Annotated in this window: 17 protein-coding genes and 1 pseudogene; 8 read left to right on the plus strand and 10 right to left on the minus strand. The window is 72.7% G+C overall.

The window, feature by feature from the left end:
* Positions 1–44 precede the first annotated feature (44 nt).
* Positions 45–518 (plus strand): hemerythrin domain-containing protein, encoded by a 474-nt coding sequence (locus tag IEZ07_RS23595; protein ID WP_204054505.1) that lies wholly within the window; start codon positions 45–47, stop codon positions 516–518.
* Positions 519–574: 56 nt separating this feature from the next.
* On the opposite strand, the gene IEZ07_RS23600 is transcribed toward IEZ07_RS23595, so the two are convergent.
* On the minus strand, positions 575–1,798 hold the full coding sequence (locus tag IEZ07_RS23600) for a sensor histidine kinase (RefSeq protein WP_191896736.1): 1,224 nt from the start codon (positions 1,796–1,798) through the stop codon (positions 575–577).
* 257 nt (positions 1,799–2,055) lie between these two features.
* Between IEZ07_RS23600 and IEZ07_RS23605 the strand changes: the two are divergent.
* A pseudogene (locus tag IEZ07_RS23605) lies at positions 2,056–2,304 on the plus strand (alcohol dehydrogenase catalytic domain-containing protein); the annotation flags it as partial.
* A gap of 8 nt (positions 2,305–2,312) precedes the next feature.
* Here the strand turns inward: IEZ07_RS23605 and IEZ07_RS36220 are convergent.
* From IEZ07_RS36220 to IEZ07_RS23635, 6 genes are all read right to left on the minus strand, one after another.
* A complete protein-coding gene (locus IEZ07_RS36220) occupies positions 2,313–2,741 on the minus strand; it encodes a Dyp-type peroxidase (protein WP_191896881.1) in 429 nt (142 codons plus the stop codon).
* Positions 2,689–3,099 (minus strand): copper chaperone PCu(A)C, encoded by a 411-nt coding sequence (locus tag IEZ07_RS23615; RefSeq protein WP_191896737.1) that lies wholly within the window; start codon positions 3,097–3,099, stop codon positions 2,689–2,691. Before IEZ07_RS23615 ends, IEZ07_RS36220 begins: the two co-directional genes overlap by 53 nt.
* A gap of 97 nt (positions 3,100–3,196) precedes the next feature.
* On the minus strand, positions 3,197–4,372 hold the full coding sequence (locus IEZ07_RS23620; protein ID WP_191896738.1) for a CU044_5270 family protein: 1,176 nt from the start codon (positions 4,370–4,372) through the stop codon (positions 3,197–3,199).
* Positions 4,369–4,920 (minus strand): RNA polymerase sigma factor, encoded by a 552-nt coding sequence (locus tag IEZ07_RS23625; protein ID WP_191896739.1) that lies wholly within the window; start codon positions 4,918–4,920, stop codon positions 4,369–4,371. The genes IEZ07_RS23620 and IEZ07_RS23625 overlap by 4 nt, the downstream gene beginning before the upstream one ends.
* A 268-nt stretch (positions 4,921–5,188) precedes the next feature.
* Complete coding sequence (locus tag IEZ07_RS23630) at positions 5,189–5,563, minus strand: PH domain-containing protein (protein ID WP_191896740.1); 375 nt, start codon at positions 5,561–5,563, stop codon at positions 5,189–5,191.
* A 220-nt stretch (positions 5,564–5,783) separates the two neighbouring features.
* Positions 5,784–6,512 (minus strand): DUF2470 domain-containing protein, encoded by a 729-nt coding sequence (locus IEZ07_RS23635; protein ID WP_191896741.1) that lies wholly within the window; start codon positions 6,510–6,512, stop codon positions 5,784–5,786.
* An 87-nt stretch (positions 6,513–6,599) separates the two neighbouring features.
* Between IEZ07_RS23635 and rpsD the strand changes: the two genes are divergently transcribed.
* Entirely contained in the window at positions 6,600–7,214 is a 615-nt protein-coding gene (gene rpsD, locus IEZ07_RS23640; protein ID WP_068893873.1) for a 30S ribosomal protein S4, read from the plus strand.
* A 61-nt stretch (positions 7,215–7,275) separates the two neighbouring features.
* Here rpsD and IEZ07_RS23645 read toward each other — a convergent pair whose 3' ends face one another.
* Positions 7,276–8,220 carry an ion transporter gene (locus IEZ07_RS23645; RefSeq protein WP_191896742.1) on the minus strand — a complete coding sequence of 315 codons (945 nt, stop codon included), beginning with the start codon at positions 8,218–8,220 and terminating at the stop codon, positions 7,276–7,278.
* Between the two features lie 145 nt (positions 8,221–8,365).
* Complete coding sequence (locus IEZ07_RS23650) at positions 8,366–9,019, minus strand: TetR/AcrR family transcriptional regulator (protein ID WP_191896743.1); 654 nt, start codon at positions 9,017–9,019, stop codon at positions 8,366–8,368.
* Between the two features lie 75 nt (positions 9,020–9,094).
* On the opposite strand from IEZ07_RS23650, the gene IEZ07_RS23655 reads away from it, so the two are divergent.
* The 4 genes from IEZ07_RS23655 to IEZ07_RS23670 all read left to right on the plus strand — a co-directional run bounded on the left by IEZ07_RS23655 (position 9,095) and on the right by IEZ07_RS23670 (position 12,167).
* Positions 9,095–9,949, plus strand: a complete 855-nt coding sequence (locus IEZ07_RS23655) for an ABC transporter ATP-binding protein (RefSeq protein ID WP_191896744.1) — start codon at positions 9,095–9,097, stop codon at positions 9,947–9,949.
* Positions 9,946–10,680 carry an ABC transporter permease gene (locus IEZ07_RS23660; protein ID WP_191896745.1) on the plus strand — a complete coding sequence of 245 codons (735 nt, stop codon included), beginning with the start codon at positions 9,946–9,948 and terminating at the stop codon, positions 10,678–10,680. Before IEZ07_RS23655 ends, IEZ07_RS23660 begins: the two co-directional genes overlap by 4 nt.
* 69 nt (positions 10,681–10,749) lie before the next feature.
* On the plus strand, positions 10,750–11,274 hold the full coding sequence (locus IEZ07_RS23665) for a DUF2243 domain-containing protein (protein WP_191896746.1): 525 nt from the start codon (positions 10,750–10,752) through the stop codon (positions 11,272–11,274).
* Complete coding sequence (locus tag IEZ07_RS23670; protein WP_204054506.1) at positions 11,274–12,167, plus strand: cytochrome c oxidase assembly protein; 894 nt, start codon at positions 11,274–11,276, stop codon at positions 12,165–12,167. Before IEZ07_RS23665 ends, IEZ07_RS23670 begins: the two co-directional genes overlap by 1 nt.
* A gap of 39 nt (positions 12,168–12,206) precedes the next feature.
* Here IEZ07_RS23670 and IEZ07_RS23675 read toward each other — a convergent pair whose 3' ends face one another.
* Complete coding sequence (locus tag IEZ07_RS23675) at positions 12,207–13,427, minus strand: sensor histidine kinase (RefSeq protein WP_191896747.1); 1,221 nt, start codon at positions 13,425–13,427, stop codon at positions 12,207–12,209.
* A 350-nt stretch (positions 13,428–13,777) separates the two neighbouring features.
* On the opposite strand from IEZ07_RS23675, the gene IEZ07_RS23680 reads away from it, so the two are divergent.
* Complete coding sequence (locus IEZ07_RS23680) at positions 13,778–15,628, plus strand: glycoside hydrolase family 15 protein (protein WP_239320341.1); 1,851 nt, start codon at positions 13,778–13,780, stop codon at positions 15,626–15,628.
* Positions 15,629–15,685 lie beyond the last annotated feature (57 nt).

Consider the following 15,685-nt stretch of genomic DNA (forward strand, 5'->3'; position numbering starts at 1 on the left):
CCCCCCGGAAGACCCTCCGGGACCACATCGCAGAAAGGCGGAACGTGGACGCCATCGTGCTCCTGAAGGAAGACCACAAGACGGTCGAGAAGCTGTTCAAGCAGTTCGAGAAGGCCGGTGACGAGGCCTACGACGAGAAGCGGAAGCTCGTCGACCGGATCATCGAAGAGCTCACCACCCACGCCTACATCGAGGAGGAGATCTTCTACCCGGTCGCCCGCGCGGAGGTTCCGGAGACCTCCGACCACATCCTGGAGAGCGTCGAGGAGCACCACGTGGTGGTCTGGATGCTCTCCGAGCTGAAGGGCATGGACCCGAGGGACGAGCGGTTCGACGCGAAGGTCACCGTCCTCATGGAGAACGTCCGCCACCACGTCGAGGAGGAGGAGGACGAGTGGTTCCCCGAGGTGCGCAAGGCGATGGGCCGCAAGAGACTCCAGGAACTGGGCGAGGAGATGGAGAAGGGCAGGGCCAAGGCCCCGAGTGAGCCGCTGGCCGTCTCCAGCGCGCAGCAGTAGGGCGACCGCGGTCTCCGCCGGGCCCGGCCGGGCGGGCGAAGATCCGCCCGGCCGGGTCAGGCGACCCGGCCGGTGGCGGGCCCGGCCGTCGCCCGCCCGGCGGCGGGCAGGGTGACGGTGAAGCGGCTGCCGGGATCGGCCGGGGCGTAGAAGGCGTCGCCGCCGTGCGCGCGGGCCAGCTCGCGGGTGATCCACAGGCCCAGGCCGACCGAGCCGGGAGTGGCGCCGGCGCCGCTGAAGCGGGAGAACAGCAGGGAGCGCCTCTCCTCGGGGATGCCCGGGCCGTGGTCGCGGACGTGTACGGCGAGCAACTCGCCGTCCCCGCGCCCGGCGGGGGCGGCGCTGACCACGATCGGCGGGGCGCCGTAGCGCACGGCGTTGGCGGTGAGGTTGACCAGCATCTGCTCCAGCCGCTGCGGGTCGGCCCGCACCGTGAGGCCGGCGGGGACCTCGACGCGCACCGGCGCGCTGAGGTAGCCGACCGCCTTCTCGGCGGCGGCGCGCAGATCCAGCGGGCGCAGGTCCAGCCGGAGGTCGCCGTGGCTGTCGAGCCGGTCGGCGTCCAGCAGGTCGGCGGCCAGCCGCCGGATCCGGTCCACCTGGCGGATGGCGACCCTGGCGATCGCGTCCCGGCGCTCCTCGGGCAGCTCGGGGCCGTCCTCGTTCAGGGTCTCCACCGCGAACTGCACGGAGGTCAGCGGGGAGCGCACGTCATGGGCCAGGGCGGCGGTCAGCGCGGCCCGCCAGCGCTCCATGCGGCGGATGGTCTCGCGGTCGCGGCGCTGGTGCTCGACCTGGCGGGCGATCAGCACGCCCACCCCCACCAGCGTGGGCACGAACACCACGACGCTGGAGACCGCCACCGGATCGCGGCCCGAGACGACCAGCGGGGCCAGGTAGGCCAGTGTCGCCGGCGGGGTCAGCGCCAGCACGGCCGCGGTGGGGAAGTGCAGCCCCACCCACGCGAACAGCATCATGTAGAACGGCGCCGTGCCCGCCGCGGTCCCGCCGAACGCCCAGGTGGAGACGGACAGCACGACCAGGGCGGGCAGGCTCAGCGCCAGGGGGGCGCGCGGGTCGAGGCGGTCCCAGGGGAACCACCAGGCCGCCGCGGCCAGGAGCAGGTCGGCCCCGGCGATCACCGCCAGCAGGCCGCGCCGGCCGGTCGGAGTCGCCGCGATCCCCAGGACGGCCAGCACCCCCGCCAGGGCGAACAACGCCGCCGCCTGCCGGGCGGCGTATTTCCCACCATCCCCCAGCACGGACCACTTTGTGGTCATTCGTCCCCCTGTGATGAAACACATCCGGCTTCCACCATAACTATCGGTCGTACATCTCTCACTTACGGTGTTCGGCGCTTGAGGGACGCCGGGCGTGCCGAAGGCGATGATGGTGACACCGTCCGTGCGGACGGACGGCACCCGCGGCTTCCGCCGCCGGGCTCGTGCCGCGGCGGGACGGATCCACCGGTGACGGGCCTTCCCCGGCGCGCCGGCCGCGGGTGGCCCGACGACGAAAAGGAAGACAGAAGACCCTGATGCGAGCTACTTTCATCTACGGTGCCGGTGACGTGCGCGTGGAAGACGCTCCCGACCCGGTGCTGCAGGCGCCCACCGACGCCCTGGTGCGGGTGGTGCGCGCCTGCGTCTGCGGCAGCGACCTGCATCCGTACCACGACCTGCCCGCCTCGGAGCAGGGCCGCCCGATCGGGCACGAGTTCGTCAGCGTCGTCGAGGAGACCGGCCCGGAGGTGTCCACGCTCCGGCGCGGCGACTTCGTCATCGCGCCGTTCGCCTACTCCGACAACACGTGCGAGTTCTGCCGCGAAGGCTTGCACACCTCGGAGCGGGCGTCCTTGACCGTCATGCGCAGCGCGTGGGTCACGGTGAGGGCGTCGTCGGCGCAGATCTGCAGCAGCAGGTCACCGCGGTTCCATCGCCGCTCCAGCTTGTCGATCGGGAAGGCGGGCAGGGGAGCGACCGCCTCGGGCCGCAGGTGGCCGGCCCCGGCCGCGGTGAATAGCCCCGGACCGAACCCGAAGGTGACGGTCAGCCGGGCGGGGGACGCGGCAAGTTCCGGCTCGGTGCCGGCGAGCGCGCCGCCAGGGCGCCCGCCGCCGCCGCGGCGCCGCCTGCGAGCAGTCCCCGCCGGGTGAGACGGGGGCCGGTGGTCACTGGTCGTCCTCGCCGGTGTGCGCGTCCTTACCGTGATCCTCGCCGTCATCCTTGCCGGGCTCTTCGCCGTGGCCCGTGCCGCCGCCGGTGTGCGTGCCTGGCTGGTAGTCCTCCTCGCCGCCGGCGAAGTCCTTGCCGACGGCGGTGAACTCCAGGGCCGAGCCGTCGGAGAGGGCGAGGGTGAAGGCGATCTGCGCGCCGGGCTCCACCTTCTCGGTGACGCCCATCAGCATGATGCGGTCACCGCCGGGCTGCAGGCGGTGCGTGCCGTGGGCGGGGACGGTGAAGCCGCCCTCCTTGGGACGCATGACCATCTTGCCGCCCGGCTCGACGACCTCGTGCAGCTCGATCTCGGGGGAGAGCGGGGAGGCTGGGGACGGTGTGAGGAGACCGCGAGGACGCCTCATGCGTTCGGACCGGCGCCGCCCCACGGGTCACGGCGAGTCTGCGCGCCCCGGCCATCGGCCGGAGCTCGTTTCGATCATCCCCGGAGGCCTGGGCACCTCAGCTCCGGGACGCGGGCAGCTCCGGGCGTTCATCGGTCCAGCCGATCGCCTGGAACGAGGTGGAGTGGCCGATCTCCATCCGCCGCCCGTTCGCGAGCTCGATCGTGTTCGTCCACGTCCACACCTCAGCGAGGGGTAGGCCGGTGCCGGGATCGACCACGAAACGGATCTCGGTGAACAGACCCGGCTCCGCTTCTATCCGATAGCTGAGTGCCTGCCCGCGCCGGCCCAGCGGGTCCGTCATCTCTCCCTCGGCCCGTATGCCGGGCAGCGACGCCAGGATCCGGTAGGCGGACGCCCGCGCCTCGGGCGAGGCGGGCAGGCGGCTGATGATGTCCACGCAGTCTTGCCGGAGGATCTGTGCCCTGAGCTGCTCCACGTCCGTCCCGGGGCCGAGGTCCGCCGTCAGCAGGTGCCGGGTGATGCGCTCTTCCAGGTAGCTGCGGAGCTTGTCGGGTTCGCCCGGGATCGCGCGTACCTCCTTCCAGGTGATCAGTTCCCCCGTCAGGTCACCGGCCTTGCCTTCCCACTTGCCGTGAAGCCGTTCGACGACTCGCTCGCCTGCCGCCGCCTCCAGCGGCCCGAAGGGGATGGAGAACATTCCCTTCGTCTCCATGTCCTTGGGGTATCGCCAGCGGGTGGGGGCGCCCGCGGCCCGCCAGGCCGCCTCGTCCTGCGGGGTCGCGGGCTTGACGCCGAGATCCTGGCGGATGCGCCAGCTTTCCAGATCCGGTCGTTGCGTCATCCACATCTCGAAGGACCCGCTGGTCTCGAGCACATAGCTGCGGGTGGGGTCGATCTTCGTCGACCGGCTGACGGTGACGGTACGCCAGTAGTCGCCGTCCGCACGGGCCTTCTCCACGGAGACGGCGGCGGCGAGCAGGATCTGCCGTGCCGTTGGCCGGGCTGCCGCGGACACCGACGTGGTGGGCTGAGGCACACCGGAGGTCGTGTCGCCCGGCAGCATCGCGGGGGTGATGACCGCTACCGCAGCGGTGGCCGCGGCCAGGCCGAGCAGAGCGCGGCCCGCAGAGGGCAGGGGCCGCCGCGCCGGAACGCGCTCCAGCCGGACGATCTCCGCCAGCAGCGCGTCCGCCCCCGCGGTGGACGCCCGGCCGGCCAGGTCCTCATCCAGCACCCGCGCCCGGTCCTTGAAGATCTGGTCGTGGTTCACCCTGACTCCTTCTCGATGAGCGGCCGCGATGCGAAACCGGCGGCCGATGGGCGGGTCTTGTCCAGGGCCTTGGCGAAGCGCTTGCGGGCCCGGTGCAGGCGGATGCGGGCGGCGTTGCGGGAGCAGTCCAGCACTGTGGCGATCTCGCCGGGGTCCAGCCCCTCCCACAGGGCCAGGGCCAGCAGTTCACGATCGCCGTCGGCGAGCATGCCCATGGCCTCGTTCACACCGTGTGGTTCGCTGTGGCGGGAGGGGGCGGCGTAAAAGTGTTCGATCTCGTCGGTGAGTTCGGTGTGCCGGGTGAGCCTGCGCCGTTCGCTGCGGCGGTGGTTGGCCAGGACCCGGCGGGCCACGCCGTACAGCCACAACTTGCCGGCCTCACCGTCGGGGAGCTCGGTTATCCGCCGCCAGGCGATCACGTAGGTCTCGGCCACGACGTCGGCGGCGTCCTCGGGAGAGGAGCACCGCCGCACGGCGTACCCGAGGATCTGCTCGTAGGTTCGCCGGTACACCGCCTCGAACCGGGACCGGTCGTCTTGTTCACTCACGTGTCATCCTCGTCAGACCTTCTGAACGCTGCGGGCTTCCAATCCCTACGTGTCCGCGGGCGACGGCAGAATTTCAGGTGGCGTGAACGACTGGGGCGATCGGTCCGTCCCCGATCCGGTGCGGCTTCTCCCGTGGAGAGCCGCACCGGATGCCGCGCCGCTGGAGGACTCACATGACCGTCTCCGGCGGCGTGGCTCCTGCCGGTCGGACGGTCGCGTTCAGTGGCCCGGGGGCCGCACCGAAGCCGTCTGCGACGACGCGCGCACCCTAGAGCACGTAACCGGCGATCATGTGGCTGAGGCGGATGATGTCGGAGTTGCCCTTGAACTCGAAACGGACCTTGCCCAGGCCGCTGAACCAGAGTTCCAGTTCGGCGTCGAGGTCGAAGGTTCCGGCGGTCTCGACCGACCATGCCTGGATCTTGCCGTAGGGCAGGGAGGAGAAGTCGCGCTTCTTACCGGTGATCCCCTGGACGTTGACCGCGATGACGCGCTTGTCGGTGAAGACGATGAAGTCCCGGACGGTTCTGTAGGAGGCGATGATCTGCTCGCCGTGGAGCATGAGGGGGGCCACGGTCGGACCGACCTCTTCCGGGTGGCACTGGTTCAGCTTGAAGAGAGAGCCGCTCTTGAAGTCAATCATTCCTGGGAGGCTACCCACGGGAATGGGTCGGCCTGCGGCACTTCTCGCAGGTCGCGCGGGCGCATCCCTTCACCCGGCGAGCTTCGGGCCTCTCCGGCGCCCCGGGTCCGCTGAGCGTGTCAGACGGCCCGGCCGCGGGGGCCGGTCCGCGTCGCGCGGCGCGGATCGGCCCTCCGCCGCTGCTCCGGCGGAGGAGGCCGGCCGTACGGGCGCCGGGGGATCAGCGGTGGCAGAGCAGGCAGTGCAGGGCGCGCTCCAGCGCGGCGGTGTCGCCGGCGGGGGCGGGCCAGGGCAGCCGGATGAGGGTGGGATCCTCGATGCCGGAGCGGACGGTGGCGCCGAACCTGTCCAGCTCCCAGAGCCACACGTCGCCGGCGGGCTCGGAGAGCAGGGCGCCGAGCGCGGCCGAGAGCCGGTCCCGGTGGGCGTCGTTGACGTGGCGGACCATGCGCTCGGCCTCGGCCGTCAGCGGGTCGGGGGCGGCGTCGAGATACTCCTCCGCGTCCAGGACGCCCGACTCCGGCCCGGTCAGGTAGATCACCTGACCGACGTCCACCCGGAGCAGGCGCGGGCCGTCCCGGCGCTCCAGCACCTCGAACAGGGCCTCGTCGGGGCAGCGGTCGGCGATCGCGATCGCGGTCTCGCGCAACTCCCGCTCCGGTACGGCCTGCGCCCAGCCCTGCACCTTCAGCAGGCCCCGCGAGAGCTCCACCCCGCCGAGCGAGCGGCTCGCGGTCAGGTCCACGGTCACCACCGGTTCGTCCCGCATCCCGTGGAGCGGGTCGCCCGGCAGGACGAGCAGCACCGGCCGTCCGGCCCGGTCCACCCCGCCCCGGGCGGACCACGCGGGCTCGGCCGTCCCCGCGAGGGACACATGGGTGGGGACGGCGGCCGCGGCGAGGGTGCGGACCCGCTCGGGAACGGGCGGCGCGGTGACGGGCTGCTGCATGGACCGGCTCTCCTTGAGATCTTGCGATCGTTTCGTCTAAGGTAAGGCTAACCTCAGTAAGGCATACCTAAGCACAATGGAGTGACTGTGCGCTACACCGGACCCAAGGTGCGACTCTCGAGGCGCGCCGGCGTCCCTCTCACCCGCAAGGCCGTTCGCTACTTCGAGGAGCGCCCCTACCCGCCGGGTGAGCACGGCCGCAAGACCAACCGCCGGCAGACCGGCGACTACGGCCTGCGGCTGATGGAGAAGCAGAAGCTGCGCTGGTACTACGACGTCTCCGAGCGGCAGATGCGCCGCTACTGGGACATGGCGCTGCGCAGCCCCGGCCGCTCCGGCGCCGAGCTGGTGGTGCTGCTGGAGAGTCGCCTGGCCTCCCTGGTCCTGCGCGCGGGCCTCGCCCCGTCCATCTACGCCGCCCGGCAGTACGTCACGCACGGTCACATCACCGTGGACGGCCGCAAGGTGGACATCCCCAGCTACCTGGTCAAGCCGGGGCAGGTCATCGCGGTGCGGGAGCGCTCCCGGGCCATGCAGCCGTTCGTCGCCGCGGCCGAGGGCGTCTACGCCGACGAGCGGACCGCGCCCTATCTGGCGGTCGACCACGCCGACCTGCGCTTCACCGTGGTCTCCCGGCCGGTGCGCGAGCAGATCGCCGTGCCGGTGGACGAGCAGATGGTCGTGGAGTTCTACTCCCGCTGAGGCGGGACGAGATCTTCCCCTCCGCCCCCGGTGGCCGGCGGCGTCCCCGTCCCGGGCCCGGTCACCGGCGGGGGGGCCGCCTGCGGGAGGCCCGCCTCCCGGCGGCCGGGGCGGCCGGCCTGCCGGAACCGGCCGGAGCCGCCGGATCAGCGGGGCCGGCCGGAGCCGCCGGACCGGCGGGGCCGGCCGGAGCCGCGGCGCCGTCGGGGAGGCGCACGGCGGCCGGAGCGGGCGGGACGCGGTCGCGCAGCTCCCGCACCTCGGCCCGGAGCGCGGCCAGCTCCGCCATCACCGCGGCGCCCAGTTCCGCGGTCGCCTGCGCCGACTCCTCCGCGTGCTCCTCCTCCATCGCGCTGACCACCACCGCGATGAACAGATTGAGCACCACGAAGGTGCACACCAGCATGAACAGCACGAAGAACACCCACGCCCCCGGGTACTCGGCCATCACCTCGCGGGTGATGTCCGACCACGCGTCCCCGGTCATCATCTGGAACAGCGTGAACAGCGAGGTGGGCAGGTCGCCGAAGTACTCCGGCGCGGTGGCGCCGTACAGCTTCGTGCCCATCACGGCCGCGACGTAGAGCACCAGGCCGAGCAGGAGCACGATCGAGGTCATCCCGGGCACGGCGGTGAGCAGGGCGGTGACCACCCGGCGCAGGCTGGGCACCACCGAGATGAGCCGGAGCGCGCGCAGGATCCGCAGTGCCCGCAGCACCGAGAGCCCGCCCGCGGTGGGCAGCAGCGAGACGGTCACGATCGAGGCGTCGAACAGGTTCCACGGGTCGCGGAAGAAGCGCGGGCCGTACGCGTAGATCTTCGCGGCCAGCTCCGCGGTGAAGAAGTAGAGCGCGAGGTGGTCGACGACCGACAGCGCCGTGCCGTACCGCCCGACGACCGCGGCCGAGGTCTCCAGGCCCAGGGTCGCCGCGTTGACCACGATGACCGCGATGACGGCCTGCTGGAAGCGCGAGGTCTCCAGGGCGGCGCGAACGCGCTCGCGCACGGGCACGAGGGCTCCCGGGGTCGGAGGTCGGAGGACAGCCCAAGATCATAACGGATGCCCGGGACCCGGCTCCGGCCCGTTCCCGCACCCGGGCTGGCACCGGAGCCCGAGGGGGCCGGCGCCGGCACCGCGGCTCAGGAGGGGGTCACGGGCGGGACCGGTCCGCCGGCCGGGTGCAGTAGCCGCCGATCCCCGACTCCAGCAGGCCGAAGGCCCGCTCGGCCCGCTCGCGCAGTCCCGGGGCGATGGATCCGACGTCCTCCCCGGCGAGCATGCGCCGTACGCCGTAGCCGACCACGGTGCGCAGCGCGGCGCCGATCTGCGCGGCCACGACGGCGGGAGCGAGGTCGTCGGGGCCGGAGCCGAGCTCCTCGGCGATCGCCTCGGCCATCCTCCGCTCCCGGGCCTCGTCCATCTCCCGGACGCGGGCGGCGAGCGACGGGGTGGCCTCGATCATCCGGACGAAGCCGTCGCCCGCCTCGTGGAAGCCGTAGCGGTAGTGGCCGGTCTCCAGGGCGTTCAGGAAGTCACGACGCACCGCCGCCAGCACGCTCTCTCCGGGTCTCCGTTCCCGGACGATCCGGGCGAGCAGGTCCTCCACCTCCGGGGCCCGGTCCAGGAGCAGGTCCTCCTTGGTCGCGAAGTAGTTGAAGACCGTGTTGACCGAGACGTCGGCGGCCCTGGCGACCTCGGCCACCGTCACGTCGTCGAATCCCCGGGCGAGGAACAGTCCCGTGGCGATGTCGGAGATGCGCTCCCGGGTCTCCCTCTTCTTGCGCTCACGCAGGCCCTCGCTCATGACGGCCATTCTAGTGCGGGACAAATTTTGCAGTCACATAAAAATTGGTGTTACTGTAAAAATGGAGGCGATGAAATGATCATGACATCCGGTCTGGGCAAGACCTTCCCGAACGGCGCCGAAGCCGTCCGGGGCGTGGACCTCGCCGTGGAGGCGGGCGAGATCGTGGCCCTCCTCGGGCCCAACGGTGCCGGCAAGACGACCACCATGCGCATGCTGACCACCCTGCTCCGCCCCACCGTGGGCACCGCCACGGTCGCCGGGCACGACCTGCTCGCCGACCCCCGCGGCGTGCGCCGGCGGATCGGCTACGTGTCCCAGGGCGGCGGGATCGGCCCTGCCGACCTGGTGGGGGAGGAGCTCGAACTGCACGCCCTGCTGTACGGCATGCGCCCCGCCGAGGCGCGCGAGCGGGTCGCGGAGACATTGGAGCGGTTCGGCCTCGCGCACCTGGCGGGCCTGCCGGGCGGCGCGCTCTCCGGCGGCCAGCGCCGCCGGTTCGACCTGGCGTTCGGCCTGGTCCACGGGCCGTCACTGCTCTTCCTCGACGAGCCCACCACCGGCCTGGACCCGCAGAGCCGGGCCGATCTCTGGAACCACCTGCGACGCCTGCGCCAGGAGCGGGGGCTCACGGTCCTGCTGACCACCCACTATCTCGACGAGGCCGACGCGCTGGCCGACCGGCTGGTCGTCATCGATCACGGCGCGGTCATCGCGGAGGGCACCCCGGCCGAGGTCAAGGGCGGCGCGGCCACCCTCGACGAGGCCTTCCTGGCCCTCACCGGCCGCTCCCTGCGGGACGGCGGGGGCGATGGAGAGGACGGGGAGGACGGAGGAGGAGCCGACCGCGGTGGAGGCGGCGGCGGGGCGGACGACACGGGCGCGTCAGGGGCCGCCCGCGAGACTGCGGGAAGGCGGGGAGCGGAATGAACGGCGTGGTCCGCCAGAGCTGGCTCGTCCTCCGGCACACCACCCGCGTCGCCCTCAGGCAGAAGACGGGGCTCGTCTTCGGCGCGCTGCAGCCGCTGCTCTACCTGGTGCTGTTCGGTCCGTTGTTCGCCACGGTCGGCACCTGGGAGGTGCTGGTCCCCGGCCTGCTCGCCCAGCTCGGCCTGTTCAGCGCGGGACTGGCCGGGTTCGGCATCGTCTTCGACGCCCGCTCCGGCGTGCTGGAGCGGCTCCGGGTGACGCCGGCCCACCGGGTCGCCCTGCTTCTGGGCAGGGTCCTGGGCAGCTCGCTGACCCTGCTGCTCCAGTCGGCCGCGCTGGTCGCGGTCGGCTACGCCCTCGGCCTGCGCGCGCCGCTCCCGGGCGTGCTGGCCGGGCTCGTCCTCATGGCGCTCCTCGGAGTCGGCCTGGCGGCGCTCTCCAACGCGATCGCGCTCACCATGAACCCGGACCTGTTCGCCCCGGTCATGAGCACCGTGGTCGTCCCGCTCACCCTGCTGTCCGGGGCCTTCCTGCCCATGTCCATGGCCCCGGCCTGGCTGGACGCGCTGTCGCGGGCCACGCCGTTCCGCTACGTGGTGGAGGCCGTCCGCGACCTGTTTGCCGGCCGCTACCTGACGCCGGCCGTGGCCGCCGGGGTCGCGGTCACCGCCGTCCTCACGGTCGCCTGCACGGTGATCGGCACCAGGGTCTTCGACCGGGCGAACGCCTGAGGCCCGTCCCCTACCCGGATCGGCGGCCGGCGTCGCGTGATCGCCGCCCATCCGGGTAGGGGGCCCGGCATGCCGGGACGAGGGACACGACGGAACGCGGCGACGGCTCCGGGCGGGGCCGCGGCCTCCCTGCGCCCCTCGCTGCTGTCGGCCGCCCTCATCGGCATCGGCGTCATGGCCGCCGTCGACGAGGTGGTCTTCCACCAGCTCCTGGCCTGGCACCACTTCTACGACCGGGCCACCCCCCAGGTGGGGCTGCTCTCGGACGGCCTGCTGCACGCCGCCGAACTGGTGGCCGTCGTCGGCGGGTTCTTCTGGCTGTCCGACCTGCGCCGCCGCGCGCTGCTGGTCGCCCCGGCGGCCTGGGGCGGCTTCCTGATGGGCGCCGGAGGCTTCCAGCTCTTCGACGGCCTGGTCGACCACAAGGTCCTGCGCGTGCACCAGATCCGCTACGGCGTCGACCTGGGCCCCTACGACCTGGTGTGGAACCTGGCCGCCGTCCTGCTGCTGGCCTGCGGCGCCGCGCTGGCCCTGCGCGCCCGGCGCCGGCGCACCGAGGACACCCGCACCCCGCCCGGTGACCGGCGCCCCTGATGCGGCCCGTCCTCCCGGCCACCGTCCGGCAGGATGCCCTCCCGGTCTCCGCCCGTACGGACGTCCACCCCGCTCCGCCGCACCACGGCCCCCATCCGGACCCCGCTCACCTGGACCCCTCCCACCTGGACCCCTCCCACCTGGACCCCGGCGCGTGGCAGGCGTCCCTGCCGGTGCTGCTGGCGATCGCCGCATGCGCCGCGGTCTACCTGGTCGCCGCCCGGCGGGCGGCGACCAGGCCCCGGGGCTGGAGCCGGCTGCGCAGCGCCTCCTGGCTGGCCGGCTGCACCGTGCTGGCCGTGGCGGTCTCCCCGCTCCCGCACGCCCTGGCTCCGGCGGGCGCCACCGGCCACATGGTCCAGCACCTGCTGCTGGGCATGTTCGCCCCTCTGGCCCTGGTCATGGCGGCGCCGGTCACGCTGCTGCTGCGCACCGCGCCGACGCCCTGCCGCCGCCGCGTCGCCCGCCTGCTGCACTCGCCGGTCCTGCACGCGGCCGGCCACCCGGCCGGAGCCGCCGTGCTCAACGCCGGCGGCCTGCTGCTGGTGATGCTCACCCCGCTGTACGCGGCGACCCTGACCAGCCCCCTGCTCCACCACGCGGTCCACCTGCACTATCTGGCGGCAGGCTACCTGTTCGCCTGGGCCGTCGCCGGTCCCGACCCGGCCCCCCGCAGACCCGGGACGGCCGTCCGGGTCACCGCCCTGATCCTGACGTCGGCGGTCCACGCCTGGCTGGCGAAGCACCTCTACGCCCACGCCCCCGCCCTGCCTCCGGGCGCCGGGGACGCCGCGGACGTCCGGCGGGCCGCCCAGGTCATGTACTACGGCGGCGACATCGCCGAGCTCCTGCTGGCCACCGCCCTGTTCGCCGCCCGGTACCGGCGGCGCTAGGAGCGGCTCGGGGTGCCGTGGCGGGATCGCCACCCGGCCTCACCCGGATCCGACTCCCGAACGGCTCCTGGCCGCGGGCAGGGTCACGGTGAACCGGGCTCCCGGATCGGCAGGGCTGTAGGTGACATCGCCGCCGTGGGCGCGGGCCAGCTCCCTGGTGATCCACAACCCCAGACCGACCGAGTCGGGGACCGTGTTGGTGTGGCTGAACCGGGAGAACAGCACACCCCGCACGACCTCCGGCACGCCGGAGCCGTGATCGCGCACCCGGATGGCGACCATGCCGTCGGTGGCCGGCCCGGCGCTGATGACGACGGGAGGCCTGCCGTAGCGGGCGGCATTGGTGACCAGGTTGACGAGGATCTGCCCCAGCCGCTTGGGGTCGGCGTCCACGGCCACCTCCTCGCCCACTTCGAGGGAGACCGGGCAGGTCAGGTACTCCAGCGCCTGGTGGGCGACAGCGCGGACCGCCACCGGCCGGCGGTCCAGGCGCAGCTCACCGTGGGCGTCGACGCGCTCGGCGTCCAGCAGGTCGCCGGCCAGGCGGCGGATGCGCTCGGTCTGGCGCAGGGCCGCCGTGATGATCTGGGTGCGCTGCTCGCCGGGCAGGTCACCGTCCTCCTCCAGGGTCTGCAGGGCGAACTGCACCGTCGTCAGCGGCGAGCGCACGTCGTGCGCCAGGGTGGCGATCAGGGCCGCGCGCCAGCGGTCGGCTTGCTGGACCTCGTCGTGGGCGCGGCGGACGGCCGCCAGGTCACGGTGGTGGCGGTCGGTCTGGCGGGCCAGCAGCACACCGGTGAGCACCATGCCGGGCAGGAACACCATCGCGCCGGCCGCGGGGAGGACCCCGCGGCCGGCGGCCAGGACCGGCACCAGGTAGGTCGCCACCGCCACCCCGGCCAGGCCGAGGACGACCGCGACGCGGTAGTGCAGGCCGGCCCAGACGAACAGCAGCAGGAAGAACGGGGCGGTGCCCAGCGCCAGAGGGGTGAACGCCCAGGTGACGATCCCCAGCAGGACCATCTCGGCCACGCCCGAGAACAGCGGCGCCCAGGGCGGCCACCTGCCCCACGGCAGCACCCATCCGGCCGAGGCCAGGGCCAGCTGGACCGCGGCGATGATGCCGATGAGCGCCTGCCGGCCGGCCGGGGCCCCCGCGAAGATGAGGACGACCAGCAGCGCACCACCGAGCAGCAGCATCGCGAGCTGCCGGGCCGCGACCTCGGGACCTTCGCCGAGCAGCGACCGGTTCCGGCTCATGCCCCGCCCTCCTCCTACCATAAAACCAGACGAGAAAGTCATATTAGGACGAATACCCCTTGAAGACCGCTTGTCGCATTAATCCTCCCCGAATGTCGTTCGCGTTCCGGGGAGCGGGGAACCGTCGGCGGAATCCGTCTCGGTCGGCGATGCGGCGGGGCATCCCGGTCCCTGACCCGATCCGGTGATCACCGGTGGAGTGGAGGAGGCGGCCGGTCGTTCCCCCCCGGGCTGATTTCACGGCACACCCAGGGGTTAGCCTGAAGGCGGCTGCTCCGTCCCCCCGGTGACGGTCACTCGACGCGTCCGGGGGCGGTCGCCCGGCATGTCCGGCGAACAACGGAGGATCCATGAACGGCCACCCGATGAACGGTTACCCGCAGATCGCCGACCACGGCATGATCGGGGACCTGCAGACCGCCGCGCTCGTCTCCGGAACGGGCACCATCGACTGGTGGTGCACACCCCGCTTCGACTCGCCGAGCATCTTCGCCTCCCTCCTCGACAGCGAGCGCGGCGGGCACTGCCGGCTCGCCGTCGACGCGGACCGCGTCGCCGGAGCGACCGTCCGGCAGCTCTACCTGCCCGACACCGCCATCCTGGTCACCCGCTTCATGGCGCCCGGCGGCGTCGGCGAGGTCGCCGACTTCATGGAACCGAACCCCTCCGCCACCGCCTCCGACCGGCACCGGCTGGTGCGGGTCGCCCGAGTGGTCCGCGGCAGCCTGCCCTTCACACTCGTCTGCCGCCCCCGCTTCGACTACGGGCGGGCACCGCACACCCTCACCCTCCTCGACGACGGATCCGCCCTCTTCCACGGCCCCCGTACGGACCTCCACGTGCAGGCCACCGCCCCCCTCACCCTGCGCCCGGACGGCGACGACGTCGTCGCCGACTTCACCCTGCAGGCCGGCGAGACGGCCGCCGTCGTCCTGACCGCCGACAGCAGCGGCTACCACCCCGTGGCCCCCCTGACCGCCGGCGAGGTCCGCGACAGCATCGAAGCCTGCCGCGCCTTCTGGCTCGACTGGCTGCGCGCCTCCCGATACCGCGGCCGCTGGCACGAGATGGTCAACCGTTCGGCGATCACCCTCAAGCTGCTCACCTACGCGCCCACCGGCGCGCCGATCGCCGCCGCCACCATGGGCCTGCCGGAGCAGATCGGCGGTGAACGCAACTGGGACTACCGTTACACCTGGATCCGCGACGCCTCCCTGTCGGTCCGCGCCCTGATCGACCTCGGCTTCGTAGAGGAGGCCCAGGCCTTCCGTACCTGGCTGCGTGAGCGACTCGAGGCCGGCGGCACCGCCTCGGGCGAGCCGCTGCAGATCATGTACCGGATCGACGGCGATCCCCATCTGACCGAGGAGGTCCTCGACCACCTGGAGGGCTACCAGAAGTCCGGGCCGGTCCGGGCCGGCAACGCGGCCGCCGACCAGCTCCAGCTCGACATCTACGGCGAGGCCGCCGATGCCCTGGCCCAGGCCCAGGAGATCGGGGGCATCCGCGGCTGGCGGTCCTTCAGCGGCCTGCTGGACTGGCTGGCCGACACCTGGGACCGCCCCGACGAAGGCATCTGGGAGACCCGCGGCGGACGCCAGGAGTTCACCTACAGCCGCCTCATGACCTGGGTCGCCTTCGACCGCGGCATCCGCATGGCCACCGCCTACTCCCGCCCCGCCGACCTCGTCCGCTGGACGGGCGTCCGCGACACCGTCTTCAACCAGATCATCGACCGCGGCTGGAACCCGCGACGGAAGGCCTTCGTCCAGCACTACGCCACCGACGTGCTGGACGCCTCGTTGCTGCTCATGCCCCGCGTCGGGTTCATCTCCCCCCGCGACCCCGCCTGGCTGAGCACCCTCGACGCCATGGACGGGGAACTGGTCAGCGACAGCCTCGTCTACCGCTACGACCCCGCCGCCTCTCCGGACGGGCTGCGCGGCTCCGAGGGGACCTTCAACCTGTGCAGCTTCCTGTACGTCGAGGCCCTCGCCCGCGCCGGACGGCTGCACCAGGCCCGCTACGCCTTCGACAAGATGCTCACCTACGCCAACCACGTCGGCCTGTTCGCCGAGGAGATCGGCCCGTCGGGCGAGCAGCTCGGCAACTTCCCGCAGGCGTTCACCCATCTGGCGCTCATCGCCGCGGCCATCGCCCTCGACGAGCAGCTCGACCAGGCCGAAACGGGCGGACGATAGGCCGTCGTACCCGGCGTCGCCGGCCGCCGGATCGACGTCTGCCTCCGTCCGTCCGCG

Origin of the sequence: Planomonospora parontospora (assembly GCA_014647935.1) — a bacterium.
Classification (GTDB): Bacteria; Actinomycetota; Actinomycetes; order Streptosporangiales; family Streptosporangiaceae; genus Planomonospora; species Planomonospora parontospora.